At 43.8% G+C, this 25,251-nt stretch carries 19 protein-coding genes; 15 read left to right on the top strand and 4 right to left on the bottom strand.

Features of this window, described 5'->3' with window-relative positions:
* Nucleotides 1–20 precede the first annotated feature (20 nt).
* Complete coding sequence (locus ACFQ21_RS25775; RefSeq protein ID WP_377584386.1) at nucleotides 21–1,943, top strand: glycoside hydrolase family 97 protein; 1,923 nt, start codon at nucleotides 21–23, stop codon at nucleotides 1,941–1,943.
* A gap of 153 nt (nucleotides 1,944–2,096) precedes the next feature.
* Nucleotides 2,097–2,645: a hypothetical protein gene (locus ACFQ21_RS25770; RefSeq protein WP_377584384.1), complete on the top strand. Its 549-nt coding sequence runs from the start codon at nucleotides 2,097–2,099 to the stop codon at nucleotides 2,643–2,645.
* 560 nt (nucleotides 2,646–3,205) lie between these two features.
* Here the strand turns inward: ACFQ21_RS25770 and ACFQ21_RS25765 are convergent.
* On the bottom strand, nucleotides 3,206–4,060 hold the full coding sequence (locus ACFQ21_RS25765) for an alpha/beta hydrolase (RefSeq protein WP_377584381.1): 855 nt from the start codon (nucleotides 4,058–4,060) through the stop codon (nucleotides 3,206–3,208).
* Nucleotides 4,061–4,999: 939 nt separating this feature from the next.
* On the opposite strand from ACFQ21_RS25765, the gene ACFQ21_RS25760 reads away from it, so the two are divergent.
* Both ACFQ21_RS25760 and ACFQ21_RS25755 read left to right on the top strand, forming a co-directional pair.
* Entirely contained in the window at nucleotides 5,000–6,100 is a 1,101-nt protein-coding gene (locus tag ACFQ21_RS25760; RefSeq protein WP_377584378.1) for a nickel-binding protein, read from the top strand.
* A gap of 144 nt (nucleotides 6,101–6,244) precedes the next feature.
* The gene (locus tag ACFQ21_RS25755) at nucleotides 6,245–7,357 is read left to right on the top strand and encodes an acyl-CoA dehydrogenase family protein (protein WP_377584376.1); all 1,113 of its coding nucleotides are present in this window, start codon (nucleotides 6,245–6,247) and stop codon (nucleotides 7,355–7,357) included.
* A gap of 500 nt (nucleotides 7,358–7,857) precedes the next feature.
* Here ACFQ21_RS25755 and ACFQ21_RS25750 read toward each other — a convergent pair whose 3' ends face one another.
* Nucleotides 7,858–11,988 carry a hybrid sensor histidine kinase/response regulator transcription factor gene (locus ACFQ21_RS25750; protein WP_377584373.1) on the bottom strand — a complete coding sequence of 1,377 codons (4,131 nt, stop codon included), beginning with the start codon at nucleotides 11,986–11,988 and terminating at the stop codon, nucleotides 7,858–7,860.
* Between the two features lie 188 nt (nucleotides 11,989–12,176).
* Here ACFQ21_RS25750 and ACFQ21_RS25745 point away from each other — a divergent pair, with 188 nt between their 5' ends.
* The 11 genes from ACFQ21_RS25745 (at nucleotide 12,177) to ACFQ21_RS25695 (ending at nucleotide 24,023) form a co-directional block, all read left to right on the top strand.
* Nucleotides 12,177–12,401 carry a 2TM domain-containing protein gene (locus ACFQ21_RS25745; protein ID WP_377584370.1) on the top strand — a complete coding sequence of 75 codons (225 nt, stop codon included), beginning with the start codon at nucleotides 12,177–12,179 and terminating at the stop codon, nucleotides 12,399–12,401.
* A gap of 10 nt (nucleotides 12,402–12,411) precedes the next feature.
* Entirely contained in the window at nucleotides 12,412–12,993 is a 582-nt protein-coding gene (locus tag ACFQ21_RS25740; RefSeq protein WP_377584367.1) for a cupin domain-containing protein, read from the top strand.
* Between the two features lie 4 nt (nucleotides 12,994–12,997).
* Nucleotides 12,998–13,567 carry a carboxymuconolactone decarboxylase family protein gene (locus tag ACFQ21_RS25735; protein ID WP_377584365.1) on the top strand — a complete coding sequence of 190 codons (570 nt, stop codon included), beginning with the start codon at nucleotides 12,998–13,000 and terminating at the stop codon, nucleotides 13,565–13,567.
* A 61-nt stretch (nucleotides 13,568–13,628) separates the two neighbouring features.
* Nucleotides 13,629–14,435 (top strand): alpha/beta fold hydrolase, encoded by an 807-nt coding sequence (locus tag ACFQ21_RS25730; protein WP_377584362.1) that lies wholly within the window; start codon nucleotides 13,629–13,631, stop codon nucleotides 14,433–14,435.
* Between the two features lie 33 nt (nucleotides 14,436–14,468).
* Nucleotides 14,469–15,260, top strand: a complete 792-nt coding sequence (locus tag ACFQ21_RS25725; protein ID WP_377584359.1) for an antibiotic biosynthesis monooxygenase — start codon at nucleotides 14,469–14,471, stop codon at nucleotides 15,258–15,260.
* Between the two features lie 36 nt (nucleotides 15,261–15,296).
* Nucleotides 15,297–16,112: a DJ-1/PfpI family protein gene (locus ACFQ21_RS25720; RefSeq protein ID WP_377584357.1), complete on the top strand. Its 816-nt coding sequence runs from the start codon at nucleotides 15,297–15,299 to the stop codon at nucleotides 16,110–16,112.
* Between the two features lie 81 nt (nucleotides 16,113–16,193).
* On the top strand, nucleotides 16,194–16,832 hold the full coding sequence (locus tag ACFQ21_RS25715; RefSeq protein WP_377584353.1) for an NAD(P)H-binding protein: 639 nt from the start codon (nucleotides 16,194–16,196) through the stop codon (nucleotides 16,830–16,832).
* Between the two features lie 668 nt (nucleotides 16,833–17,500).
* Nucleotides 17,501–17,878 carry a hypothetical protein gene (locus ACFQ21_RS25710; protein ID WP_377584350.1) on the top strand — a complete coding sequence of 126 codons (378 nt, stop codon included), beginning with the start codon at nucleotides 17,501–17,503 and terminating at the stop codon, nucleotides 17,876–17,878.
* An 88-nt stretch (nucleotides 17,879–17,966) separates the two neighbouring features.
* Nucleotides 17,967–21,662 carry an efflux RND transporter permease subunit gene (locus ACFQ21_RS25705; RefSeq protein WP_377584348.1) on the top strand — a complete coding sequence of 1,232 codons (3,696 nt, stop codon included), beginning with the start codon at nucleotides 17,967–17,969 and terminating at the stop codon, nucleotides 21,660–21,662.
* Nucleotides 21,659–22,891, top strand: coding sequence for a TolC family protein (locus ACFQ21_RS25700; protein WP_377584345.1), 1,233 nt, complete (start codon nucleotides 21,659–21,661; stop codon nucleotides 22,889–22,891). Before ACFQ21_RS25705 ends, ACFQ21_RS25700 begins: the two co-directional genes overlap by 4 nt.
* Nucleotide 22,892: 1 nt before the next feature.
* Nucleotides 22,893–24,023: an efflux RND transporter periplasmic adaptor subunit gene (locus ACFQ21_RS25695; RefSeq protein WP_377584343.1), complete on the top strand. Its 1,131-nt coding sequence runs from the start codon at nucleotides 22,893–22,895 to the stop codon at nucleotides 24,021–24,023.
* Between the two features lie 190 nt (nucleotides 24,024–24,213).
* On the opposite strand, the gene ACFQ21_RS25690 is transcribed toward ACFQ21_RS25695, so the two are convergent.
* Nucleotides 24,214–24,555, bottom strand: coding sequence for a HopJ type III effector protein (locus ACFQ21_RS25690; RefSeq protein ID WP_377584340.1), 342 nt, complete (start codon nucleotides 24,553–24,555; stop codon nucleotides 24,214–24,216).
* Nucleotides 24,556–24,670: 115 nt separating this feature from the next.
* Entirely contained in the window at nucleotides 24,671–25,246 is a 576-nt protein-coding gene (locus ACFQ21_RS25685) for a DUF6620 family protein (RefSeq protein WP_377584338.1), read from the bottom strand.
* Nucleotides 25,247–25,251 lie beyond the last annotated feature (5 nt).

Raw genomic sequence — 25,251 nt, 5'->3', positions numbered from 1 at the left:
ATAGATGTCTTTTTAAAACTATGAATTTGCGACTTGTAATACTTTTAAGTTTTATATCATTCACCGTTTACTCTCAGACGAAGGCGGTGGTATCGCCCAATCAGAAAATAAAGATTGAATTAGTGGAGTCAAAAACTGATCAAACCAATTGGTACTTCAAAGTAAATTATCTGAATGATGGAAAAGCGTCAGGCGTGATCGAGCGTATAGACCTGGGGTTGTCGCGTAGTGACCAGGATTTCTCAAACAACCTGACGCTGCTTAAAACAAGCCAGCCTCAATTGGTGAAAGAGGAATATACAGCTATACATGGTAAACGTTCGAAGCGTAGCAATACAGCAACAGAAGTTGTTTTTTACTTTGAGACATCTGCTAAAGCAAAAATGAATATAGTGTTGCGTGCCTACAATGATGGTGTTGCCTTTCGCTATGAATTTCCGGAGGCAAAAGGATCATTTGTGATGAAGGACGAATTTACATCCTACTCCATTCCCAAAACGAGTGCACGCTGGATGGAGACGTGGAATACTGCCAACGAGAGAACGTATATTGAAATGAAAGGTGAACAGGTACAAAATCAGGAGTGGGGTTACCCTGCACTAGTTCACGTCAGCGATAGTTCGTGTTGGTTTCTGCTGCATGAAGCTGATGTGAATGGAAATTACTGTGGAACCAAATTAAGCAACGTTGTCGATGCAACGAAGTATAAACTTACGTTCCCGAACCCGGATGATGCGAGAGGAACAGGGAAGTCTGCTCCAAACATTACACTTCCCTGGAAGTCTCCGTGGCGAGTGATCATTATAGGCAGTCTGGCAGATATAGTGGAGTCAACACTGGTAGACGATGTATCAACGCCATCGAAGTTGCAGGACACAGACTGGATAAAACCCGGACTTGTTTCATGGAATTATTGGTCAAGTAATCACGGTACAAAAGATTATCAGATTGTGCGTGAGTTTGCTGACCTCGCTGCGAAGATGGGGTGGACCTATACGTTGCTTGACTGGGAATGGGACACGATGGGAAATGGTGGTGATCTCCACGATGCAGTCAGCTATATCCGGTCAAAAGGAGTGAAGCCGCTGCTCTGGTATAACTCCGGAGGAGATCATACGTGGGTTGGGGCAACTCCGAAGGATCGAATGCTAAACCATGCAAACAGGACAGAAGAATTTGCCAAGCTTCAGAAGATGGGAGTCGCTGGTGTTAAGGTTGACTTTTTTGAAAGCGAGAAACAGAATATGATTCAATACTACCTTGATATTTTAGAAGATGCAGCGAAGTTTAAGATCATGGTATATTTTCATGGTTGTATTGTGCCAAGAGGATGGGCACGTACTTATCCGCATCTCATGACCTATGAGGCAGTAAAGGGAGCGGAATGGTATAACAACATTCCGGAATTTACATTCGAAGCGCCTCAGCACAATTCGATATTACCATTTACGAGAAACGTAGTAGGCTCCATGGATTATACCCCGGTAACATTCACCAATTCTCAACACACGCACATTACCTCGTATGGACACGAGCTCGCGCTCAGCGTTTTGTTCGAGTCTGCACTGCAACACATGGCAGACAGACCAGACGGATATTACCAATTGCAGGAAGAAGCGAAATCTTTTCTCAAGGATATACCAAGCGCATGGGATGATATAAAACTTGTAAGTGGGTATCCCGGAAAAGAGGTCACGGTGGCCCGAAGAAGGGGCGCAGACTGGTATATAGCCGGTATAAATTCTGAGGATATGGAAAAGAAGCAAACAATTCTCTTCCCTTTCCTCACCGAAGGAAAGCAATATAAACTGACGCTGATTACAGACGGTAAACATGATAAAGATTTAGCATCACAATACCTGGTGGTTACCAGGAATAGTATAGTGAATGTCGCGCTCCTGAGACGCGGTGGTTTTGCCGGATCGTTAAAGCCAATCGAGTAAAAGGATGTTCAGGTTTCGGATTTGCCATGAGAAATTGTTGCGAACCCTTTTTTAATATAACCTCAGTATCCTGGATCAATATATATAGGAGTAAAATATATAGGCGATCCGATTTGAACTATACTCGCTATTCAGAAAAACTTGATTGGTAATATGGAAACTACTGCTTTCTTGGAATCAAAAGTTGAAGTGTTGGGGCGATTCATCGTTACCTTTATCAATGCTATACCGCTGGGAAAAGAATATTGTTTTCATATTCTAAGGAAATATGGTATTGAGAATATAGAGACTGGTAATTGGTATGGTCAACGACAGTGTCTGAAAGCTATAGAAGAAATCTGCAATGCCTTAGGACCTAATATGATTCTCTCCATTGGCAAAAGCATTTCAGGACAAGCTGTTTTTTCTCCACGCGTAGACTCCCTGGAAAAAGCGCTGCGGGCAATTGACGTGGTCTATGGCATGAACCACCGTGGCGATGGAATTGGGGGCTATGATTTAATTACGTTTGATCCCGAGGGACGTTTTGCTGAAATGGTTTGTTCCACGCCATATCCCAGTGACTTTGATCGTGGTATTATCCTGACAACGCTGAGTCGGTTTAAACCGAAAGACTCCTCTTGCAATAATGTTTGGCTAAACCTGAGCAAACCTACCAGGTTGCATGGAAGTAAAAGTTGTACATACTTGATAAAATGGTAGAGCTATAGCTCCGTTGTAATACATATCTAAATATATTTTTTGTGAATCATATTCGACCGAAGTTTCAATCGTTGTTTGTTCTGCTGAGTGAATGTATCACTGTACTGCAAGCCGATATGTTACGATTAAAATGTGCCCGCGACACAAAGTCAATCCGTAAATGGACTGCTGTGTTGAATTGCGCAGTAATGTGTAACAAGATTATTGAAAATATGGAGAACAACGAGTTCGATAAGATGGAAGTGAATATGCACAGATGTCGAATTGCGTGTAAAAAGTGTATTTCATCTTGCTATACAAGCGATTTATTTAGGAACTCATACAATGCAGCCAGTAAAATATTGCCACAATTATGGTTATACTCGAACAGGTCTGCGAGATGATTCTTAATTGTCGTATCTCATTCGGGATAACCTGGGTGTTCCGGAATATATACTCTGTCAGACTCAACTGGCGGTTCAATTGTCACAACAAGTATATGTAAGCATTTGTATAGTCTGTTGTAACTATATGGGAAATGTTAATGTGTCTTTTTCTTAAGCTCCTGAGTGGGCCAGATTTTAGCGGAAGGGCTTGTTGAGCTGATTGTATACAGCCTTGTCAATCGGTTTGAATAACAACTGTGAGAATATATACAGATCATTTCTCCATACATTGAATTCATGCGTACCCGGTTCTGTATAGTATATATGCGGGATGTTGTTGGTTGCCAGAAAATCATGTGTTCGTTTACTGACCCAAAGTAAGTAGTCGTCTACACCACAGGATATCCAAAGTAATTTTAGCTTCCTTGCTTTCCGAAGGTCCGACACTTCGGGCATTTTTGTATTGGGGGCAGGAGCGAAGCCGGCAACGTACGCGAACTTGTCCAGGTTACCCAGTCCAAAATTCAACGCCTGTCCGCCACCCATAGACAGCCCTGCTATAGCCCTGTAGCGGTGTTGCTTATATACCGGATAACTGTGTTCAATAAATGGAATGAGATCATCCAGCAAGTCTCTTTCAAAAGTTGAAAACGATTTTACCTTAACACTGTCAAAGATATCGCCCGTTGATTGGTCGTTTTTCATGGCGCGGCCGTTCGGCATCACAACCACCATTGGCTCTGCTTTTTTTTCGGCATAGAGATTATCCAGAATAATTTGAGGCGGTGCATTGTACGCCCATTCTTTGTCGTTGCCACCGAGTCCATGCAAAAGATATAAGACAGGATATTTTTTTTTCTTCGTAAATCCGGGAGGAGTATATACCAAGGCTCTGCGCCTGGCGCCTACCGTTTTTGAATAGTAATATATCGTGTCAATCTTTCCATGGGGTATGGCTAAACGAACGGAATCAAAACCTTTTGGTGCGTGATCGGGTATATTCTGCGCGCTTGCCTTTGTGGAGGCAAAACACATAAAAAATATTAGCATTGCATATTTTAATATAGCGCTTTTTTTATGTAAACCACTGCAGGAGGTTGACGCTATATTGAATAGGCTTTTGCAATTCTCAGTCTGAAGTTTAACCATGCACTCATACATTTTGCTTGTAAAGTACCAAATGGTAATGCAAGGCGTCTGTATAAAAAGTATTAGAAAAGGGTAGGAAAGGTCTATTAAATATTTTTACCCGCCTGTATGACAAAAAAAAGATGAGCAGTTCTGGATCAAATCGGTTACTATACCCCTAAAAACCATTGGTGACCCTGGTTGCTCAAGGTGGTGTTTTATCTTGATTAGTAAAGTATAAGTCAACCGAAGTGGTAAATTCCGGTGACTTCGATATCGGTATTGGAAAAAGCTCAGATATAGCGGTGTCCACAATTACCTTCTGACTTCAGCCTTGCAATTTCCTCTTCCGCGGCTTGTAGTTCTTCTTCAGTAGCACGCATCTCTCGGTCTGTCGTTAGAGGTCAAGGATCCGCTGATTATATGTATACATCATCGTACGAAACCGATGTTTTGCATGACTTAAAGCAGCTACAACACAAATATAAAATCGGGAGATACAAAGGACTGTCCGGGGTTAAATACCTATTCAGGAGTTAATGTTTACTGATTTTTTGTCGGTATAGGCACCGAAGCGAAGAGTCTATATATAGGGTATATATCGTATCAGATAGCCTAAATATTTTCGGAATGATTGATTTTAATAATGGTGGAATTCTTTTGTGGTGAGATCAGTGATGTCACTTTTTGAGTTGTAAATGTGAGGTGCTAAAAAGCTTCAGGAGGCGTTCGGTAAAACCGATTTGCAGCTTGGACTTTTGTGCCGTGAAATTGGATTTATTCTACAGGTGTTTCCTCAATGGACGTGAATTTGTTTGAAGGCAAACACAAAAGAGTTAGATTGGAATTACTAACGTACTAATGCCTATGCCAATTTATATGGATCGCCACGACATCCCCGAAGAGGTTACAGCAGAACATGTAGCACAGATGCATCAGGAAGATCTTAAAGTCGAGCATCTGTATGGTTGCAAGGGGATGACGTACTGGTGTGACGAAAAAAGAAAAATTGCTTTCTGCCTGATTCAGGCTCCCAATAAAAAGGCAATCGAGGATATGCACGTCCATGCGCATGGCGATTTTCCGCATAAAATTATAGAAGTGGATACAACAATTGTTGAGTCCTTTCTGGGTAGAATTGAGGATCCGAAAAATTTAAGAAACACAACGCTCAACATTATTGACGATCCTGCTTTTCGGATTTTAATGACTGTTAAAATTGAAAGATCTCTTTTAAATAATATTGATAAGGGCGAGTTGACTGAAGCTGTTGCACAGGTAAATCAATCTCTTGAAACAGCAATTGCCAAGTATAAAGGACGACTGGTGAAGCACAAGGATGATTGCATGCTGGCGTCTTTTGATTCGGTTACAAATGCAGTATTGTGCACACTGGAAAATCAGTCATTGTTTAATAACACAACAAGTTCTTTCAACTTAAGAATCAAAACGGGTTTAAGTGCAGGAGTTCCGGTAAATGAAAAATCGAACATCTTCGAAGATACTATAAAGATGTCCAGATATCTGAGTGAGATAACGCACGGATGTATAACTGTAACGTCAGAGATTAAGGATCTTTTCGAAAGTGAAAATTTTAACCGCACAATTGATAAATCTATTGTTGTGCTTGATTTGAATACTGAAAAGTTTCTCAAGTCGTTGATGGAGTATTTCGAGAAAGAATGGAATAATCCAACGTTAAGTGTTGAAAAACTAAGTGTAGAGTTGGGGTTAAGTAAATCGCAGGCGAACCGAAAATTAAGATCTTTAACAGCGAAGTCACCGAATCAATTTATCCAGGAAATGCGACTGCAAAAGGCGCTTACCTTTATCAAACTGAATAACAAAACCATTTCCGAAATTGCTTATGAGTCTGGATTTGCGAGTCCAACCTATTTTTCGCGAGCCTTTAAGAAACGTTTTGGAATATCACCTAGGGAATTTGCCATAGACTATATCTAGACACGAATCCATTAGCGCTCAAGGGTTGATGACTCATTAGTGCTATTTTTTGAATCAAAAGTGAATGACGGCTGGTTTTGTTTAGGGTAGGTTTGTGCCGGTGGAGTAATGAACCATTATATAAAAAAAATAACCCCTACCCAAATGAACTTACAGAATGTCCTGACTGAATTAGGCCCTGAAATTGAAAAGCATGGTTTAACCTACGATGCAGAAAATCAATTTGCCGAAAAGAACTTCAACCTCTTAAAACAGAAAGGTGTATACAAAGCCTTGATACCTGCTGACTTAGGAGGTGGTGGTGTAATGTATTCGGAGCTTTGTTATTTCTTAAAAGACTTAGCTCAATATTGTCCATCGACTTCCCTTACATTGTCAATGCACATGCACCTGGTAGCGGTCCTGGTTTTTAAACACATAAATGGAGATGCGGCAGCCACCAAAACATTAAAAGCAGTAGTAGAAAAAGATTTGATTCTTTTAAGTACAGGTGGTGGCGATTGGGTATCCTCAAATGGTACAGCAAAAAAAGTTGAAGGAGGTTATCGTATTAACTGCAAGAAATCTTTTTGCAGTGGATCGCCTATAGCAAATGTGGCTGTTATGAGTTGCGCTTATGATGATGGTAAGAGTGAACATGTTCTGCATTTTTCGGTTCCGCTAAACAGTGATGGTGTAGAGATTATTCATGATTGGAATGCGATGGGGATGAGAGCCACCGGATCCAATTCCATTAGTTTTAAAGATGTGTTTGTTCCGGAAGAAAAGATCACATTGATCAGGGAAAGAGGGAAGTGGCATCCTGTTTGGGATGTAGTCAGCACATTTGCTTTTCCGGTTTTTATTGCGCCTTATGCCGGTATTGTTGAAGCCATTACCAAAAAGACTATAGCATTATTCTCGAAGAAAGACAACCCTGAGTCTCATGCGCTTTCATGTCTTGGCGAAATGCATAACAACTACCAGATTACAAAAATGACGCTTCAAAAATTAATTGAGAATGCCAACAATTTAAATATAAAGCCAACGAGTGATACTGCTGCTATTGCGCTGCAGGCAAAGTCCATAATAACACAACATGGCAGAATGAGTGCTCAGGCAGCGATGGAATCATTAGGCGGCTATTCGTATTATTACAAAGCTGGTATAGAGCGTCTCTATCGGGATTTGTTTGCCGGTGAATTTCACCCGATGCATGCAAGCAAGCAAAAGGAAATGCTTGGTAATTTTCTGATTGGAAGAACTTTAGCAGGATAAGGAAGCCCTGTAGCTGGTCAGCATGAATGTAATTATCGGAAGCCTGATTTTTTAAAAAGGCTCACTAGTCACTGAAACAAATTACCTTGCAGTGAACGCTGTGATCTCCCTTGGTGAGATTCTTACTTTGTGCCGACCTTTACTCTGCATGCGCCCGTTGAGACATCAAACGTATAGCTATGGTGGGCAGTGCATTTTCTCTGATCTTAATTTCATTTTCATATTCAGAACTTCATCGTCACACTTTGGTGCTTATCAAAAAACTGATATGTTTAACAAGTGTGTTGCTGGATTTCTTTACCCAACCATTCTCAAAACTTTCAACCGTTGAAATAATGACGAAGGGTAAACACTAGATTCTTGCAACTATATGAAATCAATTCTGAATGACAGTAGCAAGTAAACATCAGGTTGTTGTCATTCGATTTCTTAGAAGTCCGGTATATTTTCGTCTTCGGGTTAAGATATATATACTAATGATGCAGCGTTGACTATATCAATCAACTCTTTGATTGATGCGCGTCTATAAATTCCGATGGCGACATTTCGAACTGCTTTCTGAATTCTTTGCTGAAATATTTACGGTCATTAAATCCAACGGAAAACGCGACATCGGCTACGGACATGGACCGCTGCTTCAAAAGTTCGGCAGCCTTTTTCAATCGCATTTCTTTAATAAGATCTGCAACGGAATAGTTTGTCAGGGCTTGTACTTTTTTATACAGGACCGACCGGCTCATACCAATTTCAATGACCAACGCGTCAACGTCAAATTCCGGATCATCCATTTTTGATTCAATGATGGCCATCAGTTTACTGATAAATTTTTCCTCTGGTGAATTTGACGTTAACGAAATCCGGGATGGTTGAAGAATCAGTTGCTGTGAAAACTTCTCGCGCATAATCTCCTGCGCCATGAGGAGATTTTTTACAGTAAGTTCCAGTATTTTAGGATTGAATGGCTTCGAGATATAGGCATCAGCGCCCGTAGCCAGGCCTTGTACCTGATTCCCAATGGATGTACGAGCCGTTAGCAGGATAACGGGTATATGATTTGTATTCTCTGTGGACTTCACTAATGCGCATAGCGCCAGTCCATCAGCACCGGGCATCATGATGTCGCTGATGATGAGATCGGGTATGCTGCTCTCCATGGAACGGAGTGCATGCGATCCGTTGGCGAACTCGATGATGTCATAGTTTGGTCTTAGTGTATCGGCTATAAATGACCGAACTTCGTCATTGTCTTCTGCTATCAAAATGGTCGGTTTCGCTTGTGCAGCATGTATAGGTTGCAATGTATCATTGGGCACAGGGTCAAGAAACGATTCGCTTTCCTGGTAATCGTCTACACAAAATGATTCGGAGACAATCTGGGTATTATCAAAATGGGCGGAACCTTTTTTAAGTGACACGGTAAATGTGGTGCTGCCGGCTTTTTCGCTGGTCCAGATGTTGCTCTTAAAGTGCAACGTACCCTTGTGGAGTTCCACTATAGTCTTTGAGAGCGCAAGCCCGACTCCGCTTCCCATGTTCTGGCGACCCGAGTCATCAACCTGGTAGAAATTTCTAAATAGTTGGTCCTGATGTGTTTCGGGAATTCCTTTACCGTTATCAGAAACATGAATATCGACCCAATCCTGTCGTGACTCTACACTAAAAACAATCTTACGATGATCGGGGGTGAATTTGAATGCATTGGAAAGAAGATTGAAAAGAACTTTCTCAAGGTGATTCGAATCGAAGTAAAGCGCTATCGATTCTTCATTGCTTGAAAATTCATACGTAATGCTTTTATCGTCTGCGAGTCCCTGGAAGTGTTCGAATATCTTTCTGCAAAAAGGGACGATGTCGTGTTGTGAAATATAGAGTGACATGTGGCCTTCTTCAGCTTTGCGAAAGTCCATGAGTTCGGTAACAAGTTTCAGGAGGCGTGAAGCGTTATTCCTGATCAGGAGAAGTTGCTTGCCCGCTAAACTTTCACCGGAAAAATTATCGATCAGTTTCTGAACCGGTCCAAGAATAAGTGTGAGCGGGGTTCTTATCTCATGCGAAACATTCGTAAAGAAATTCATTTTCATTTGATACAGCTCCTGTCTTCGCTCATTCAGATGATGTTCCATTTGCAAGTCAGCACGCATTCGCCTGCGATAATCCAAAAGGCCCAGCACAGCCATTACAAATCCTATCGCTAACAAAAAGTAAAGAGCATAAGCCCACCATGTTCTCCACCAGGGCGGTAACACGATTAATGCTATTTCTCTTATGTCGTTACTCCAGTACTTGCCATCATTCGATGCCTTGATCTGAAGTGTATAGCTTCCCGGCTGAAGGTTGGTAAAGTTGACGAGCCGTTGATTACCGAGCGGCTGCCACGCTTCTTCGCCCCGAAGCCCGACAAGCTTGATGGCATATTGGCTCTTTTCTGAATTGATGTAATTAAGCGCTGCAAATTTAAAACTGACAAGGCCCTGGTCGTAGTTCAGTGTTATTTTATCAACTCGTGTAGGTGACTTTGCTATTGGAGATTCGCCTCCGATGGGTATGTGTTTATTGTTGATCAATATTTCTGTCAACACAATTGTTGCCGGACTGGTGTTTGTCAGTAACCTGTCGGGGGAAAAAATAGACAGCCCGTTCGTTCCTCCAAACACCAGCTCATGTGTTTGAAGCGACAGACCGCACGTATTGGAAAATTGATTGCCCGATAATCCATCGGATGATTTGTATACAGTAATGTGGAAATCATCAGCATTGAAGGGCGTACTGAATTTCCGAAACGACAATTTTACTATGCCCATGTCTGTACTAAACCACAGGTTATGATCCTTATCTTCCGCGATGGCGTGAATGAAGTTATCGGGAAGGCCTAGAAGGTCTGTGATGGGATAGAACTCCTTTGATTTTAAGTCGAAGTAATTTAGCCCGCTTTCGGTGCCAATCCACATCCGGTGTTTCGAGTCAACAAAGAAGACCGTGATGTGATTATGACTTATACGGCTTTGAATGTCTCGGCTTCTTCGATAGAGTTGTGTGAATGCTTTCTTTTGGGTATCGTAGTACGACAAGCCATTCTGCGTTCCCACCCAGATATTTTCCGATGAATCTTTCAGCAGGGCAGTGATGAAATTGTCTGCGATTGATCCAGTGCTTCCATCATTTAGGTAGGAGAGAAGCGTTTCCCCGTGATGAAAGAATTTCAATCCGCCCCCGTTTGTTCCAATCCATGCGCCCCCGTCATCCGGTAATATGGTATTGATGATCTTCTCACCGAGTCGTCCCTGCCGGATCGGGATATCGAAATGTGTTACCTCCCCGGACGATTTTTGCAGGACACTTAATCCCTCCAGCGTACCGATCCATAGGTTCTCGCCATCGCTGGCCAGTGATTTAACACCATTGATGATTCTGCCGTTGCGTGGCGACTTGACTGAATAGTGTGTGAAGGAGTCTGATTTTCGATTGACATGTGTAATGCCCCCGCCATAGGTACCTACCCAAAGGGAACCATCCGCATCTTCTACCAGAGCATTAACCAGTGGATGTAACAGTCCCTTTGGACCGACCGCTTCACCGATGTTGCTGAAGTTTGAGTTTCCAGGATAAAAGAAATCAATGCTTCCCGAGAAGGTGCCTACCCATACACAAGATGCGCGATCCTTCATCAGGCATCGCACAGCATTATCGCTGATTGTATTGGCATTGGTTGGTTCGTGCAGGTAGTGCGTAAATGTATTGCTTATGGTGTTCAACTGGCTGATTCCACTCTGGGTGGCAAACCACAATGTGTTGTTATCATACACCATGATATCTTTGATCCAGTTGGACGACAGGCAATTGGCGCAATCCTCTTGGAAAGCGTAGGGCTGTATTTCATTTTTGGCAGCGCTGAACCGAAAGACACCAGAAGTCTCCGTACCAAACCACAGGTCGCCATCGGTTGTTTGTCGGATCACAACAACTTTTGTTGACTGGCGTAGTTTGCTCTCCTGAAGTGCATTTGGCATGGTGAGCATTTTTCTTGAAACGGGGTCAAACCTGTTCAGCCCGCTTTTCGATCCAACCCACAACTTTTCTTCGTTATCGATGTGCAAGGAATACACGGCCTCGTTAGCTATTGAAAGGCTTTCCATTATGGAGGCGTCTTCCAGTTTCCTGGTGGTTCTGTTCAATTTCTTGAGGCCTGCAAACGTCCCGATCCATAGATTTTTCCCACTATCTTCAATGATCGCAGAGATGTAGTTTCTTCCGCCTTTTGCCCGGATAATGTCAATGTGTTCAAATATTTCAAGATCGCGGTCGAAACGATTCAGCCCGTGCGCGGTGGCCACCCAGATGGTTTTTTCGCTGTCCATAAAGACCGCGTTAACGCGGTCGTTGCTGATGCTGGTGGTATCGGTAACGCTGTGTACAAATGTTTTAAACTCATAGCCATCATAACGTGTAAGGCCTTTCAGGTTACCGAACCAAATAAAGCCCTGATCATCCTGCAGGAATGTCGAAACCGGGCTCTGTACCAAGCCTTCGCGGTAAGAAAGGTGCTTAAAATTGACAAGGCCCGACTGTGCACACAGCAACCCAGACTGGAGCGCTGTGATCAATAATACAAGGGAGTATTTAAGCCTGATCATAACAGTAAAATTCATCGGCTGAGGATGCAACTCAAGTTAGGTAAATTAGAAACGAACCCCAATCGCGGCTATTAATCAGGACGTTTGTGCCCCGCTTTCCAGATGAATTTCACCCCCTTCCGGGCCGGCCGTTGGCAATCTTTGCAGAGGCAAAAGCAAATAATAGATCAACCCTAAAATCTAATCTTATGACACATCAATCTAATTGGCCTGCATCTACAAAAGAGAATCTGAAGAAGGGCTTCCGAATTCATCTTCTTGTTTTTCTGCTGGCGACACCAGCCCTGTGGCTTGTTTGGTATCTAACCGACAGAACTTACATGTGGCCGCTATGGTCAACGCCCGCATGGGGTATTGGCGTACTCTTTCACTACCTGGGAGCTTTCGTTTTCAGAAAACCGGTAAACAGTTAATAACCATCCTATGAATGCACAATCACAAGTATTCAGGCGCATCGTGACAGGCCATGATGCCGAGGGGAAAGCTGTCATTATTCCCGACCTGCCACCAATGACAACACAGCTTATAGGAGGCCCCGGTGGCCCTACTTTCTTCGAAGTATGGCACACAGCAGAAACACCAGCTTTGATCACGGCACAGCCGGGTGCTCCTAATGAAGAAAGCCTGGTGCTGCCACCTCCGGGAAACGGTACCCGAATACGGATCATCGAATTCCCTCCGGAAGGAGATGAGATACGAAAACTTACCGGGGCAGAGGCACAGGCCAAATTCAAATCCATGGGTAACGAAAGCGCCTCAACTTCACAAGCTGGCTCCCCGCATCCATTGATGCACCGCACCCAAACCGTGGATTACGGCATTGTGCTGGAAGGCGAGATAACGATGGTTCTTGATCGTGGTGAGACCACCATCCAGGCTGGCGATGTTATCATTCAAAACGGTACAAACCATGCCTGGGCTAACCGGTCAGGTAAGATATGCCGCATGGCTTTTATCCTGATTGATGGCCGGTTCTCTCCGGAAATTGCCCAACCAAAAAAATAAACAGATGCGCATCAAACCATTGCCACCCGATACGTTGGGTGTCGAAGCCCGCTATGTGCATGACGAGATCGCGAACCTTATTGGCCGGAGTCAAAGCCAGGTAACGATGATCGATGAGCAGGGTGCATTGCTCGGACCATTTCCTCCCATGCTTCGCTACCCGCAGTTCGGTGTGCCCGCTTTAAGCTTCATCCGTACGCTGGACACGCACGCTACACTTGAAAAACGGGTACGTGAAGTAGCCATTCTCACGATAGGGGCAGCGTTCGGTGCCCGCTTCGAGCTCTACGCACATGAGATTATGGCTATGACATTCGGGCTTCCTCTCGGTGCGATAGCAACACTCGCTTCAGGCGGACAGCCTCATGGATTGAACGAACAGGAAACCGTTGCTCACGATATCGCCAATGCCCTGGCAAAGGGGCACATCGTTCCGGAGGCAACCTATCAATGGGCAGTACATCTCTTGGGCCGTGATGGTGTGGCAGAGCTTTTCTTCCTGATCGGTGGCTATACGCTTCTTGCTATGATCTTAAACGGATTCGATATGCCGGCACCTGACAATGTCCGATAGGCACCTTGTCTGATAAACATGGTTTTGCCAAAGCATTCATGAACAACCAAAAATTAAAAAAATGGAAAAGACAATCTTAGCGCTGCTGTCAGCAGCATTTACATTATCAGCGTTTGCAACCTATACTGGCGATGAAGACGCTGTTGCTAAAAACACGTATGTGTTAGTCCACGGTGCGTGGCAGGCACCCTATGTCTGGGACGCTGTGCGCACCGACCTGGTTAATAAGGGTAACGAAGTGATCATCGTGCAATTGCCAGGTCACGGCAATGACAACACCCCACCGTTGAACCTGACCCTCGAGGTTTACAGCGAAAAGGTTATAGATGCTGTTTCGAAAGTAAAAGGCAAAGTGATATTGGTAGGACACAGCATGGGTGGAATGGTTGTGACCAATGTGGCGGAAAAGATTCCTGCAAGAATCAGTAAACTGGTTTACATCGGTGCGTTCCTTCCGGCTTCCGGCCAGGCACTTACTGACCTGGCGTATTCAGATCCTGATTCACAGCTGGGTCCTGCATTGGTTCCCTCGGCCGATAAGTTGACGCTTGATGTTTTGCACGAGAAGCTAACGGATCTGTTTGTAAGCGATGGTTCACCAGCCGATAAAAAACGGGTGCTTGAAAACTATCGTGCAGAACCAGCTATTCCGTTCTCCAATAAAGTCAGCCTTACCGAAGATCATTTCGGTTCCGTCAGTAAAGTTTATATCAAGACGCTTAATGATATCGTGATCTCACCGGGGCTTCAAGACCGGATGATTGCAGCAGCTGGTATCAAAACTGTTTATCAGCTTCCAACCAGTCATTCTCCATTTCTGGCCAAACCACACGAAGTGTCGGATCTGTTGCTCAAGATCGGGCGATAAGGCCGCTGTTACAATTATCAACCTTCAATCAATATGGATAGTCTCATATCATTCTTAAGGAACCGTGTGGTGATCATTTTAACCATGCTAGCCCTACTCTGTCAGGTGAACGCCAAAGGGCAAGGTTCGTACGAAGCTGGTGGCGGAAAATCCATCCGCGATCAACCTGGCAACAACAACTTCGTGGCGAGGCTTACGCGGTATGATGTTAAACCGGATCATCAGACGGCATTCAGCAAGGCTGTAAGTGATTTTGTTCACCATTCACTAAACCAGCAAAGCAATGTTTTATCGGAAGCGTATTATGAGCAGGGAGATCACTCGGTGTTGTGGATCATCGAAAGATGGAACAGCAAGATTGAGCTGGAAAGAGCTCGTAAGAGCCCATTCTTCAAAGCCATTGACTCGCTGGCAAAAAACGCATTGTCAAAACCTGCACAGAAGATCGATGTAAAAGATCTGGAACCGATTTCCAAACAGCAATGGCGTGGTGTCGTCAGAAAAACAGATGCCCCCATTACCATCATGTTGTTTGTGGATGCAAAAGGAGGGACTGAACACAATTTTAAGACGGTCTATCACACTGCCATGCCACAATTCCGCAGTGAGCCCGGGGTCATTACCTATCAGCTTTCACAGTTGGAAGCAGACAGTTCGCAGTTTGTTACCTATGAAAAATTCAGGAATGAAGATGCCTTTCAATACCACCTGAAATTTCCACCTATACAACCTGTGATTGACTATCTAAACACCAGTATAAAAAAGCAGCCCTTTCAGGACGGCCTGCACAAGCTAATCGAATTTGCACCCGTCATCCGGGAATAAGATATGTCTCAACATCAGCTAAAAAAAATCAAATACATGAAAACTATATATCACTTCATTATAACAGGGATCATCTTTATGCATGCCATCATAAACACAGAGGCCCAGGTTAAAGTAGCCGCAGGCCAAGTCAAATCACATGAACTGGAAGTGCTGAACCAGTTGACTTCTCCGTCCGCGGTGGTCAACATGCCTGTATCGCAGTTGCTTAATGCTCCCGGAAATGAGGCATTGAGAGCATTCTTTTTTACTCCGGTTGCGAATAAGACAGCATTAAAAGGCAAAAAAATAGCTGTACTTGCTGCCGATGGTTTCGAAGAGATCGAACTATCGGGGCCTGTTTGGTATTTCCGGGAATTGGGAGCCAACGTGGAGATCGTTGCGCCTAAATTCAATCCTGCTCCGGAGCGATACGGCCTTAGCATGCCTGAGATGGCAAAGACACACATTATGGCCATTCAGTATTTGCAACCTGTAGGTTGGATTAAGTTTGACCGCACTGCAGACCAGATCAAGGTTAGCGATTACGATGCAATTTTCATCCCCGGTGGCGCCTGGAACCCCGACAATTTACGATTCGACAAAGACGTAATCCGTTTCATTCAGGATTTTAACAAGTCGGGAAAGTTAATCGCTGCGATCTGTCACGCGCCTGTTGTACTGGCGTCTGCTGACATACTGAAAGGAAAGAAACTTACCGGCTATTGGAATATCCAGGTTGATCTGAGAAATGCAGGCGGTACTGTGCTGGAACAACCGGTAGTGGTGGATGGAAACCTCGTCACCAGCCGACACCCCATTGATGTTGCTGATTTTTCAAGGGCAGTGGAAAACTGGCTTATCAAGCACTGACTATAAACACAAACACTAGCATCGGTGACACCGAATAACAGATTGGTTTTAGAAAACATCAAAGCGTTAACCTCATACAACATGAAAGCGTTAGTTATCGGTGCCACCGGTGCAACTGGAAAAGACCTGGTTGATATCTTACTACAGGATGCGGACTATACGTCCGTTGTGATATTTGTTCGTAGCGCCACACAACAAAGCCACCCCAAACTCACCGAGGTACTAACTGATTTCGACAACCTCGATGCAGTATGCCAATTCATTCACGGAGATGTTTGGTTTTCATGCCTGGGCACAACGCTGAAGACAGCCGGTTCCAAAGACAAACAGTGGCATATTGATTTTGAGATACCCTTGAAGTTTGCCGAGATCGCAAAACGAAACGGTGTCTTCCGTGTCGTGTTATTATCTGCCTATGGAGCGAAGGCTTCCAGTCCGCTGTTTTACTCTATGGTGAAAGGTAAATTGGAGGATCGTATCGAGGCCCTCGCATTTCATCAATACATTATATTCAAGCCAGCCATGCTACTGCGCAAGGATACCGACAGAACAGGCGAGCGGGTAAGCGCTCCGCTTCTAAACTTTCTGAACGGTCTGGGTTTATTCCGAAAGCTCAGACCTTTACCGACATCGTTGCTTGCTGAGAAAATGGCAAAAGCACCAAAAATTCTCTCCACAGGACTTCACATTATCATGCTCGATAAAATCCGTGACCTTTAGTTGGTGGCAATCCCCTTAATGACACGTGAATAAAAGAACATACGTTGGGCTTAAACAACCATGGACAATCATTTCAGATATAGGTTAAAGAGGTGTTTCAACCTGTAACTGTGTGTGACTGCAAAAGTCTTGCGTGCTTTCATTGGAAATATTGGCTTTATATGATTTTTACTCTTATTGATGGTCAGCTGCTGAACTGGTTCTATTTCTATGCAAAAGAGAACAAGAGCTATCCTTTTTTGTCGGTTGTATTTTTGCATGCACTTTATAACTTGTACGGTATATTAATAGAGCCCTTTACCAATTAGGAGCTTCCGGTTAACGTATCTCCGTCTACATGTGATGACATTCGAAAAAAATGTTCTCCCGCGACTTGCGCCCGGTGTTAGAGATACATTAGCGTTATGCAATCATCAGGTTAAAAATTATCGGTATATATAATCCGTAATATCGAAAGCGACAGGAGGTGATGTTGGTTAAGTTGTACCCCTATATAAGATCCGAGTCCACAAGGCGTTATAGACGTTGGCCGAATAGAGGGAGAAATGAAGAATATATAGTTAGTTGAATAGGATAGTATGCCTGATTAAAATCAGTCTTTTATTATTCACGAGTCGACCGAATTCAGAATTTATGCAGAATTCTTTTGTTGATTTGTGTATATCAACATGAGGAGGATAAACGCTATAGTTCTGTTGTTTCTTTACCTGTCGGTTAACATCGATCTGCAGGAATTGATGCGTGTACCTTTTTTATTCGGGCACTATGACGAACACAGGCAGCGAAACCCGGAAGTAGACTTTGTAACATTTATCGCATTACACTATTTTGATGATGATAGTAATGATACCGATGCTGAGCGTCATCGTCAATTGCCATTTAACGAAACGCATGATAGGGTGCCGTTATCAGTTGCTATACCTTCTGAAAGCATCAATACACTACCAGGTTTGTATCTATACGTTAGCGTAAAACATATACTATATAACTCTTCCTTGAATTGTATCTTCGCGCAATTCAATATCTGGCAACCGCCAAAAGCTTAATCATTTACTGAGTTCTGTTTGCATCTCTCCGGCATAATAATGTTAGGAAGAGAACTCCTTGTCATAAACTATTTAAATGATATGCTTCATGCTCAATTCTGTTATTCAATTTTCTATCCGACATAAGCTGATTATAGGCTTGTTTGTTGTAGCGCTCGTTGCCTGGGGAAGCTTTGAGGCAACACGGCTTCCTATTGATGCTGTGCCCGACATCACGAATAACCAGGTGCAGGTTTTAACGATTGCACCATCACAATCGGCATTGGACATTGAGCGACTGGTTACATTTCCGGTTGAACAGACAATGTCCACTATTCCCGGGATTGAAGAGATACGTTCGTTCTCACGTTTTGGATTGTCGGTGGTAACGATCGTTTTCTCAGATGCTACAGATATATACTGGGCACGTCAGCAAGTTAGCGAGCGTCTTACCGAAGCGGAAAAACAAATTCCTGCCGGCCTGGGTATACCCGAACTCGCACCGATGACTACAGGACTAGGCGAGATATACCAGTATATAGTGAAAGTAAAACCCGGTTATGAAAAGCGTTACCCGGTAATGGAGCTGCGAACTATTCAGGACTGGATCATTCGCAGACAACTGCTCGGAACCGATGGCGTTGCTGACGTGAGTAGTTTTGGTGGATATGTTAAGCAATACGAGATCGCGCTTTCGCCAGACAAACTGCAGAGTCTTGGCTTGTCTATAGAAGATGTATTCACAGCATTGGAGAATAACAATCAGAATACAGGTGGCGCCTATATTGAAAAGAATACAAATGCGTATTTCATTCGCAGTGAAGGGTTGATACAATCGCTTGAGGACCTCGGCAATATCGTAGTGCGAACTTCCGAATCGGGCATGCCGCTCCTGATGCGCGATGTAGCCGTGATAAAATTAGGAAATGCCATTCGCTTCGGAGCGATGACCGAGAATGGAAAAGAGGAAACTGTCGGAGCGGTGGTGATGATGCTGAAAGGCGCTAATTCTTCGCAGGTAATTGCCAATGTAAAAGAGCGCATTGCTTCTATTGAGAAGACGTTACCGGAAGGTGTTACCATCGAGCCTTTTCTCGATCGAACAAAACTCGTGAATAACGCCATTGACACAGTGACGCGCAACCTTGCCGAAGGTGCATTGATTGTCATTTTCGTATTGGTATTGTTGCTGGGAAATCTGAGGGCGGGGTTGGTGGTTGCCTCCGTAATTCCACTGGCTATGCTCTTTGCTATTATCCTGATGAATCTCTTTGGCGTATCCGGAAACCTGATGAGTCTGGGAGCAATTGATTTCGGATTGATCGTAGATGGTGCTGTCATCATTGTTGAAGCCACGCTCCACTATATCGCCGGTTCTGGTATAGTAATGCGACTCACGCAAGCTCAGATGGATGATCAGGTTGAAATGTCAGCAAAGAAAATGATGAACGCTGCAGCATTCGGGCAGTTCATTATTCTGATCGTTTATCTTCCTATACTTTCCCTGGTAGGTATAGAAGGCAAGATGTTTAAGCCCATGGCGCAGACTGTAATCTTTGCTATAGTAGGGGCCTTCATTTTATCGCTTACGTATGTGCCGGTAATTTCTTCTTTGTTCTTAAGTAAATCTCCGGTTCACAAGAAGAATATCTCGGATAAGATCATCCTGAAAATTCAGAATGTTTATGAACCTGTGCTGAAGTGGGCGTTGCATAAACGCATAGCTGTTTTGGTTACGGCTATAGCTTTATTGATCGGCAGTGTAATTATATTCTTTAGTCTCGGAGGAGAATTTTTGCCGGAGTTGGATGAAGGTGACTTTGCTGTTGACACGCGCATGCTTACCGGAACAAATCTGACGACCACCGTGCAGGCCACATTAAAAGGAGAAGAAGTTCTGCTCCGGAATTTTCCGGAGGTTGAAAAAGTGATTGCCAAAATAGGCTCAGCAGAAATACCAACCGACCCGATGCCGATAGAAGCAGCCGATATGATGGTGGTAATGAAAGATAAATCGGAATGGGTTAGTGCCGGGTCGAAGGACGAGATGATTCGCAAAATGCAATTGGCATTGAACGAAAATGTACCGGGTGTGTGGTTTGGTTTTCAGCATCCTATTCAAATGCGCTTCAACGAACTCATGACGGGTGCGCGCCAGGATGTAGTGGTAAAAGTATATGGTGAGGATCTGAATCAGTTAACAGCATATGCTGCGCACATTGGAAAGCTCGTCAGCACCGTAGATGGAACGGAGAGCCTTTTCATCGAGAATATTACCGGACTTCCGCAGATCGTTATCCGGATCAGACGCGATCAGCTTGCACGCTTTAACCTCAGTGTAAAGCAAGTGAATGATGTGATCAATACATCCATGGCCGGACGAAGCACCGGTCTGTTATTTGAAAATGAAAAACGATTTGATGTTGTGGTACGATTGGATGATGCTAACCGAAAGTCCATGGAAGATATCCGGAACCTGTATATAAGATCAGCAAATGGTATACATGTTCCGCTCTCGCAGGTTGCTGATGTTGTGCTGGAAGTCGGACCGAATCAGATTCAGCGCGATGATGCGAAGCGAAGAATTGTAGTAGGGTTTAATACCCGCGGGCGCGATGTTCAGAGCATTGTGCAGGAATTGCAACAGAAGGTAAATCAAGATGTAAAACTTGCACCCGGATATTATGTTACCTATGGCGGTACATTTAAAAATCTTCAGGAAGCTAAGTCACGCCTGGCTATTGCTGTTCCCGTTTCACTCGCACTCATCTTTATACTCCTCTTCTTCGCATTTGGTTCAGTGAGGCAAGGGCTTCTCATCTATACCGCTATTCCATTCTCCGCTATAGGAGGCGTGTTTGCATTGTGGCTTCGCGGTATGCCCTTCAGTATATCGGCAGGTATAGGCTTCATTGCACTCTTCGGAGTGGCGGTACTTAACGGCATTGTTCTTATTGCCGAGTTCAATCAACTGAAACAAAATGGTATGAAAAATCTAACAGATATTATCTTGACGGGAACAGCTACACGTCTGCGTCCCGTGATCATGACTGCCCTGGTTGCCTCTCTGGGCTTTCTGCCAATGGCATTATCGAAAGGAAGCGGTGCGGAGGTACAAAAGCCACTGGCCACCGTAGTGATAGGTGGCCTGGTGACAGCAACGTTGCTTACACTTATTGTGTTACCCGTGCTGTATACGGTTGCAGAGAATTTCTCTATCCGTAGAGTAAAGCCCGTTGTTATTGTGCTGCCTATACTATGTATACTTGCGCTGCACGAGCCGGTTTGTGCGCAGGCCGACAGCGTGCAGGTTTTTAGAAATAAAAATGAATTTCTTGGTGGCCGTAATGCAGCTATATACCAGGAAGTGAAATACGTGAGGCTGACTTCAAAAAGTAAACTTGTTATTGAATCGTCAACCGGCAAGCATGTATTTGAGTATGGTAAATTATACGGATACCGTTCAGGCATTTATTACTATCGCGCCTTTGGAAAAAAGGGAATCTTTCACAACTACGGATATTACAGGATTCTGGATACTGCAGGGCTAGTGTTATATTCCCGGAAGGTACATCATCGTAAAGGCGGACCATTCATTAATTACTTTTTCAGTACAAGTATTTCAAATCCTGTACGGATGCTCACATTGCATGAACTCAGGAAGGCATACCCGGGAGAATATACTTTCATCAAGCGCGCCAAACCATTCTTCCGCACCAACTTCCACTCACTGGCAGGCAAAGATTACTCGGGACGTGCCTTGCTCAATAAACTCTATCTGGAATCGAAAGGACGTAAGTTATGAAATATATACCTATAGTTTTTATTCTGGCAGGCGTCATGACAGCTCATGCACAGGATGCTGCGCTCACGCTGAACGATGCTATACAGCAGGCATTAGATAAACACCCTGCTGTGGAGGCCGCAAGGTTGGAGACATCACGTCTGACAATACTGGAGCGAACGGCCTTTGAATTGCCCAAGACCGATGTCTCACTTTTATATGGACAATACAATAGCATTCAACGCGGTGATAACAATCTGACTATATCTCAGAGCATTCCGTTTCCTGCAGTCTTTGTGGGACAGAAAACAGTGAATAAAGCCATGACCAAAGCTGCGATGCAGCAAGAGATTGTAAGTAAAAATGAGCTGGTGTTCCTGGTAAAACAAACTTTCAATCAGCTGTTACATTTGAAAGCGCTGCACGAATGCCTTGCAGAACAAGATAGTTTATTGACAGCGCTGTTACACGTTGCTGAGATCCAGTACAAAACTGGTGAAGCAACGTTGCTAACCGTAACGATGACGGAGACACAACTGATGGAAGTAAAGAATCTGCGCGCGCGCAGTGAAAGCGACAAACAAATTGCGCTCAATCATCTGCAGCGACTATGTCAATCGCCATCCATTACAGATATAGCCGGGAGCCTGGAGACGTTTACTTCACCCGGCTATATTGGCTCGTTGACTATTGATACCAATCCTTCCGTTGTTCTTTCCCGACAACAGATCGAGGTGGCTGACAGCTATAGAAGTGTTGAAGTATCGCGCATCATGCCTGACTTGCGGGTAGCTTACTTTAATCAGTCACTCATTGGTATGCAAAATGTAAATGGACAGGATCAATATTTCGATTCGCATAAACGCTTTCAGGGATTTGGTATAGGTTTATCTTTTCCGCTTTGGCTGGCGCCACACATTGCCCGCGTGAAAGCAGCTGTTCTATCTACCACGATAGCAAGGAAACAACGCGAGTCGCTGGTGTTAAGTATAAATCAACAATATGATGCAGCCTTGCAGGAGTTGAGCAAAAACAACACTAGCCTCACATACTACCGGGAGTACGCCCTCAAGTCTGCCGCGTTGCTTGCTGCCCAGAGTCAGCAGGCCTTTCGGAGTGGCGAGGTTGATCAGGCTACAGTACTGCTTAACGTTAAGCAGTCGCTGGCGATCCGCGAAGGATACCTGAATGCTTTGCAGCAATACAACCAGAGTGTGATCACTATTGATTATTTAACCGGCAACCTATAACATGAAAAATATAGTCTTATTCATATTTGCTGTTTCACTTCTGACTGCCTGCACAAGCAAGCCACCGTCAGAACAATATACTTCTGTAGATTCATTGCAAGGCAATGTTGTGAAACTTACTTCGGTCCAGTATAAAGCTTCCAACATTGTACTCGGCAAGATGGAGCGGAGACCTGTAGCCGGGAGTATCACGGTTAACGGGAAACTGGATGTGCCCCCTCAGAATGTAACGATAATCTCACCGCCATGGGGCGGCTTTGTTAATGCTATATATATACTTCCGGGTATGCCGGTAAAAAAGGGCGATGTATTGGCTGTTCTTCAAAATCAGGAATATATACAGCTGCAGCAGGATTATCTGGATAACGTTAGTAAACTTGAATTTCTCGAAAAGGAATATGAGCGCCAGGTTGAGTTGGCCCGGGAAAATGTGAACGCACAGAAGTCATTGCAGCAATCCAAGGCTCAATACGGAAGTATGAAGGCGATCGTGAATGGACTGGAAGCGAAGCTGGCGATGATTCATATTTCAACGGCATCGCTTCAGAATGGGAAAATCAGTTCTACAATTGCTTTGCGTTCACCTGTTAACGGTTTTGTTACAACGGTAAATGTCAGCACCGGCCAGTTTGTAACAGCTACCGATGTGCTGTTTAAAATAGTAAGCCTGCAACATATACATGTGGAGCTTCAGGTATATGAAAAAGACATTCACAAAATTTCGACCGGACAAAAAGTTACTTTCCACTTGGCCAATGACACGACTTGTTATGATGCATCGGTTTATCTGGTAGGGAAGGAGATTGGCGCAGACCGCACCGTGCAGGTACATTGTGATATGAACCGTGAACATCAATCATTGCTTCCGGGAATGTTTGTAACGGCCCGTATTGAAACAGCATCGGATACAGAGAATGTTGTACCGATGGAGGCTATTGCCAATTACGAAGGAAAGAATTACATCTTTGTTTCATCGGGAAGTAATGTGTTCCGGGCGGTACCCGTCAGAACAGGAAACAGTTCCGGCAGTCTCATACCTATAGATCTATCAGAGCCTGAGGATGAAGACATCGTGATTGTAACGCGAGGTGCTTTTGAGTTGATGGGACTGTTAAAGAATAAACAGGAATAACATTACCATTGACAATTATATCATTTCGAATCAGAGAATGTCGTTGCGTTCATCGAGAATACAGATATACCCGACCAGGGACTGCTGAGTGTACCCTATCAGGGTGAAATGCGGCAGTTACCAGACTGTATAAAAAACGTTTCCGATGTGCCGGTTATTACCATGGCAAACGCATGGACTAATCCGGGGATTACCTGGCAAGCAGAGCTTGTCCTTCAAAAATTATCCCCGGCCAGCCATGGATCATAAACTGCCTGATATTTTGGTGATCGGTTCCATCAGGGTTTTTTAATACCGATCTATAGTGCTCTGCAAATAAATTTAACGTATCCTCTTTGCTTAGCTTATTTAGCTGCGCGAAAGTAAAAACCTTTGCACTCCCTTGGTTTTGGGTTGCCTCATTACGCAGGTCTCCATTTTTAAAGGCCGTTGGCTGATGTTGATAGTAAGTTTCTATAAATTCAATCACGTCTTTAAACGGGAGTGAATCTTCTTTTAACTTCTTTAATAAAGTTGTGAGTTGCTCTTTCATTCCGATTTTTTTTAGGCAAAAGTAAATTATAATACGTCAAAAAATTTTTGAAATATATAGCCTGAAGTCATTGCGACTTCAGGCTTTTCAATTATTGCGATTTATTTATAGTATATCAGAATTCAACATCATCAGCGATATTGCCGCCTTGTTCAGATGCAAATTTTGCTGCATACTCAGCTTGTTTCTTTTGCTGGTAGTCAACGAAATGGTGAATGTTGTCAGTATTTGTATGTATTTCTGCAGCTTGTACTTCCGACCATTTCATAGCTATAGCCTGAAAATCACCTAGCGAAATTCCAAAGTTGTCCTGTATCCACTGCGCTCCATCATAGCCATACTCGTAAGCGGCTTGTCGGGCTCCGTTCAACTCTTCGTAGAAGTAACGATCGGTTTTAAGTTTTTCGAGATTGGCTTTTCCTTCTTCACTTATTTCAGCCTGAAGTCCGTTTAGCTTCGGATGTTTATCTGCTTCTGAAAAGTATTGCCCGAAGAGTATAGTTACCTCAAACGTACTGTCTTCCTGCATTCGGGTTACCCACAACGCAGAAGCCTCTTCAAATACAGCAGGTTCGATTCCCAATGCTTTGTAAATTTCTTTTGGATCTATACCTGAAGCCATTTTTGCAGATACTGCTGCGTAGTCGTACAACGATATTCCGTGAATAGGTTCTAATAGCGGATTGCTCATAATTT

The organism is Ohtaekwangia kribbensis, assembly GCF_042676245.1.
Classification (GTDB): domain Bacteria; phylum Bacteroidota; class Bacteroidia; order Cytophagales; family Cyclobacteriaceae; genus Ohtaekwangia; species Ohtaekwangia kribbensis.
The sequence above is the reverse complement of the archived record's forward strand: the minus strand, read 5'-3'. Positions and strand labels throughout refer to the sequence as shown.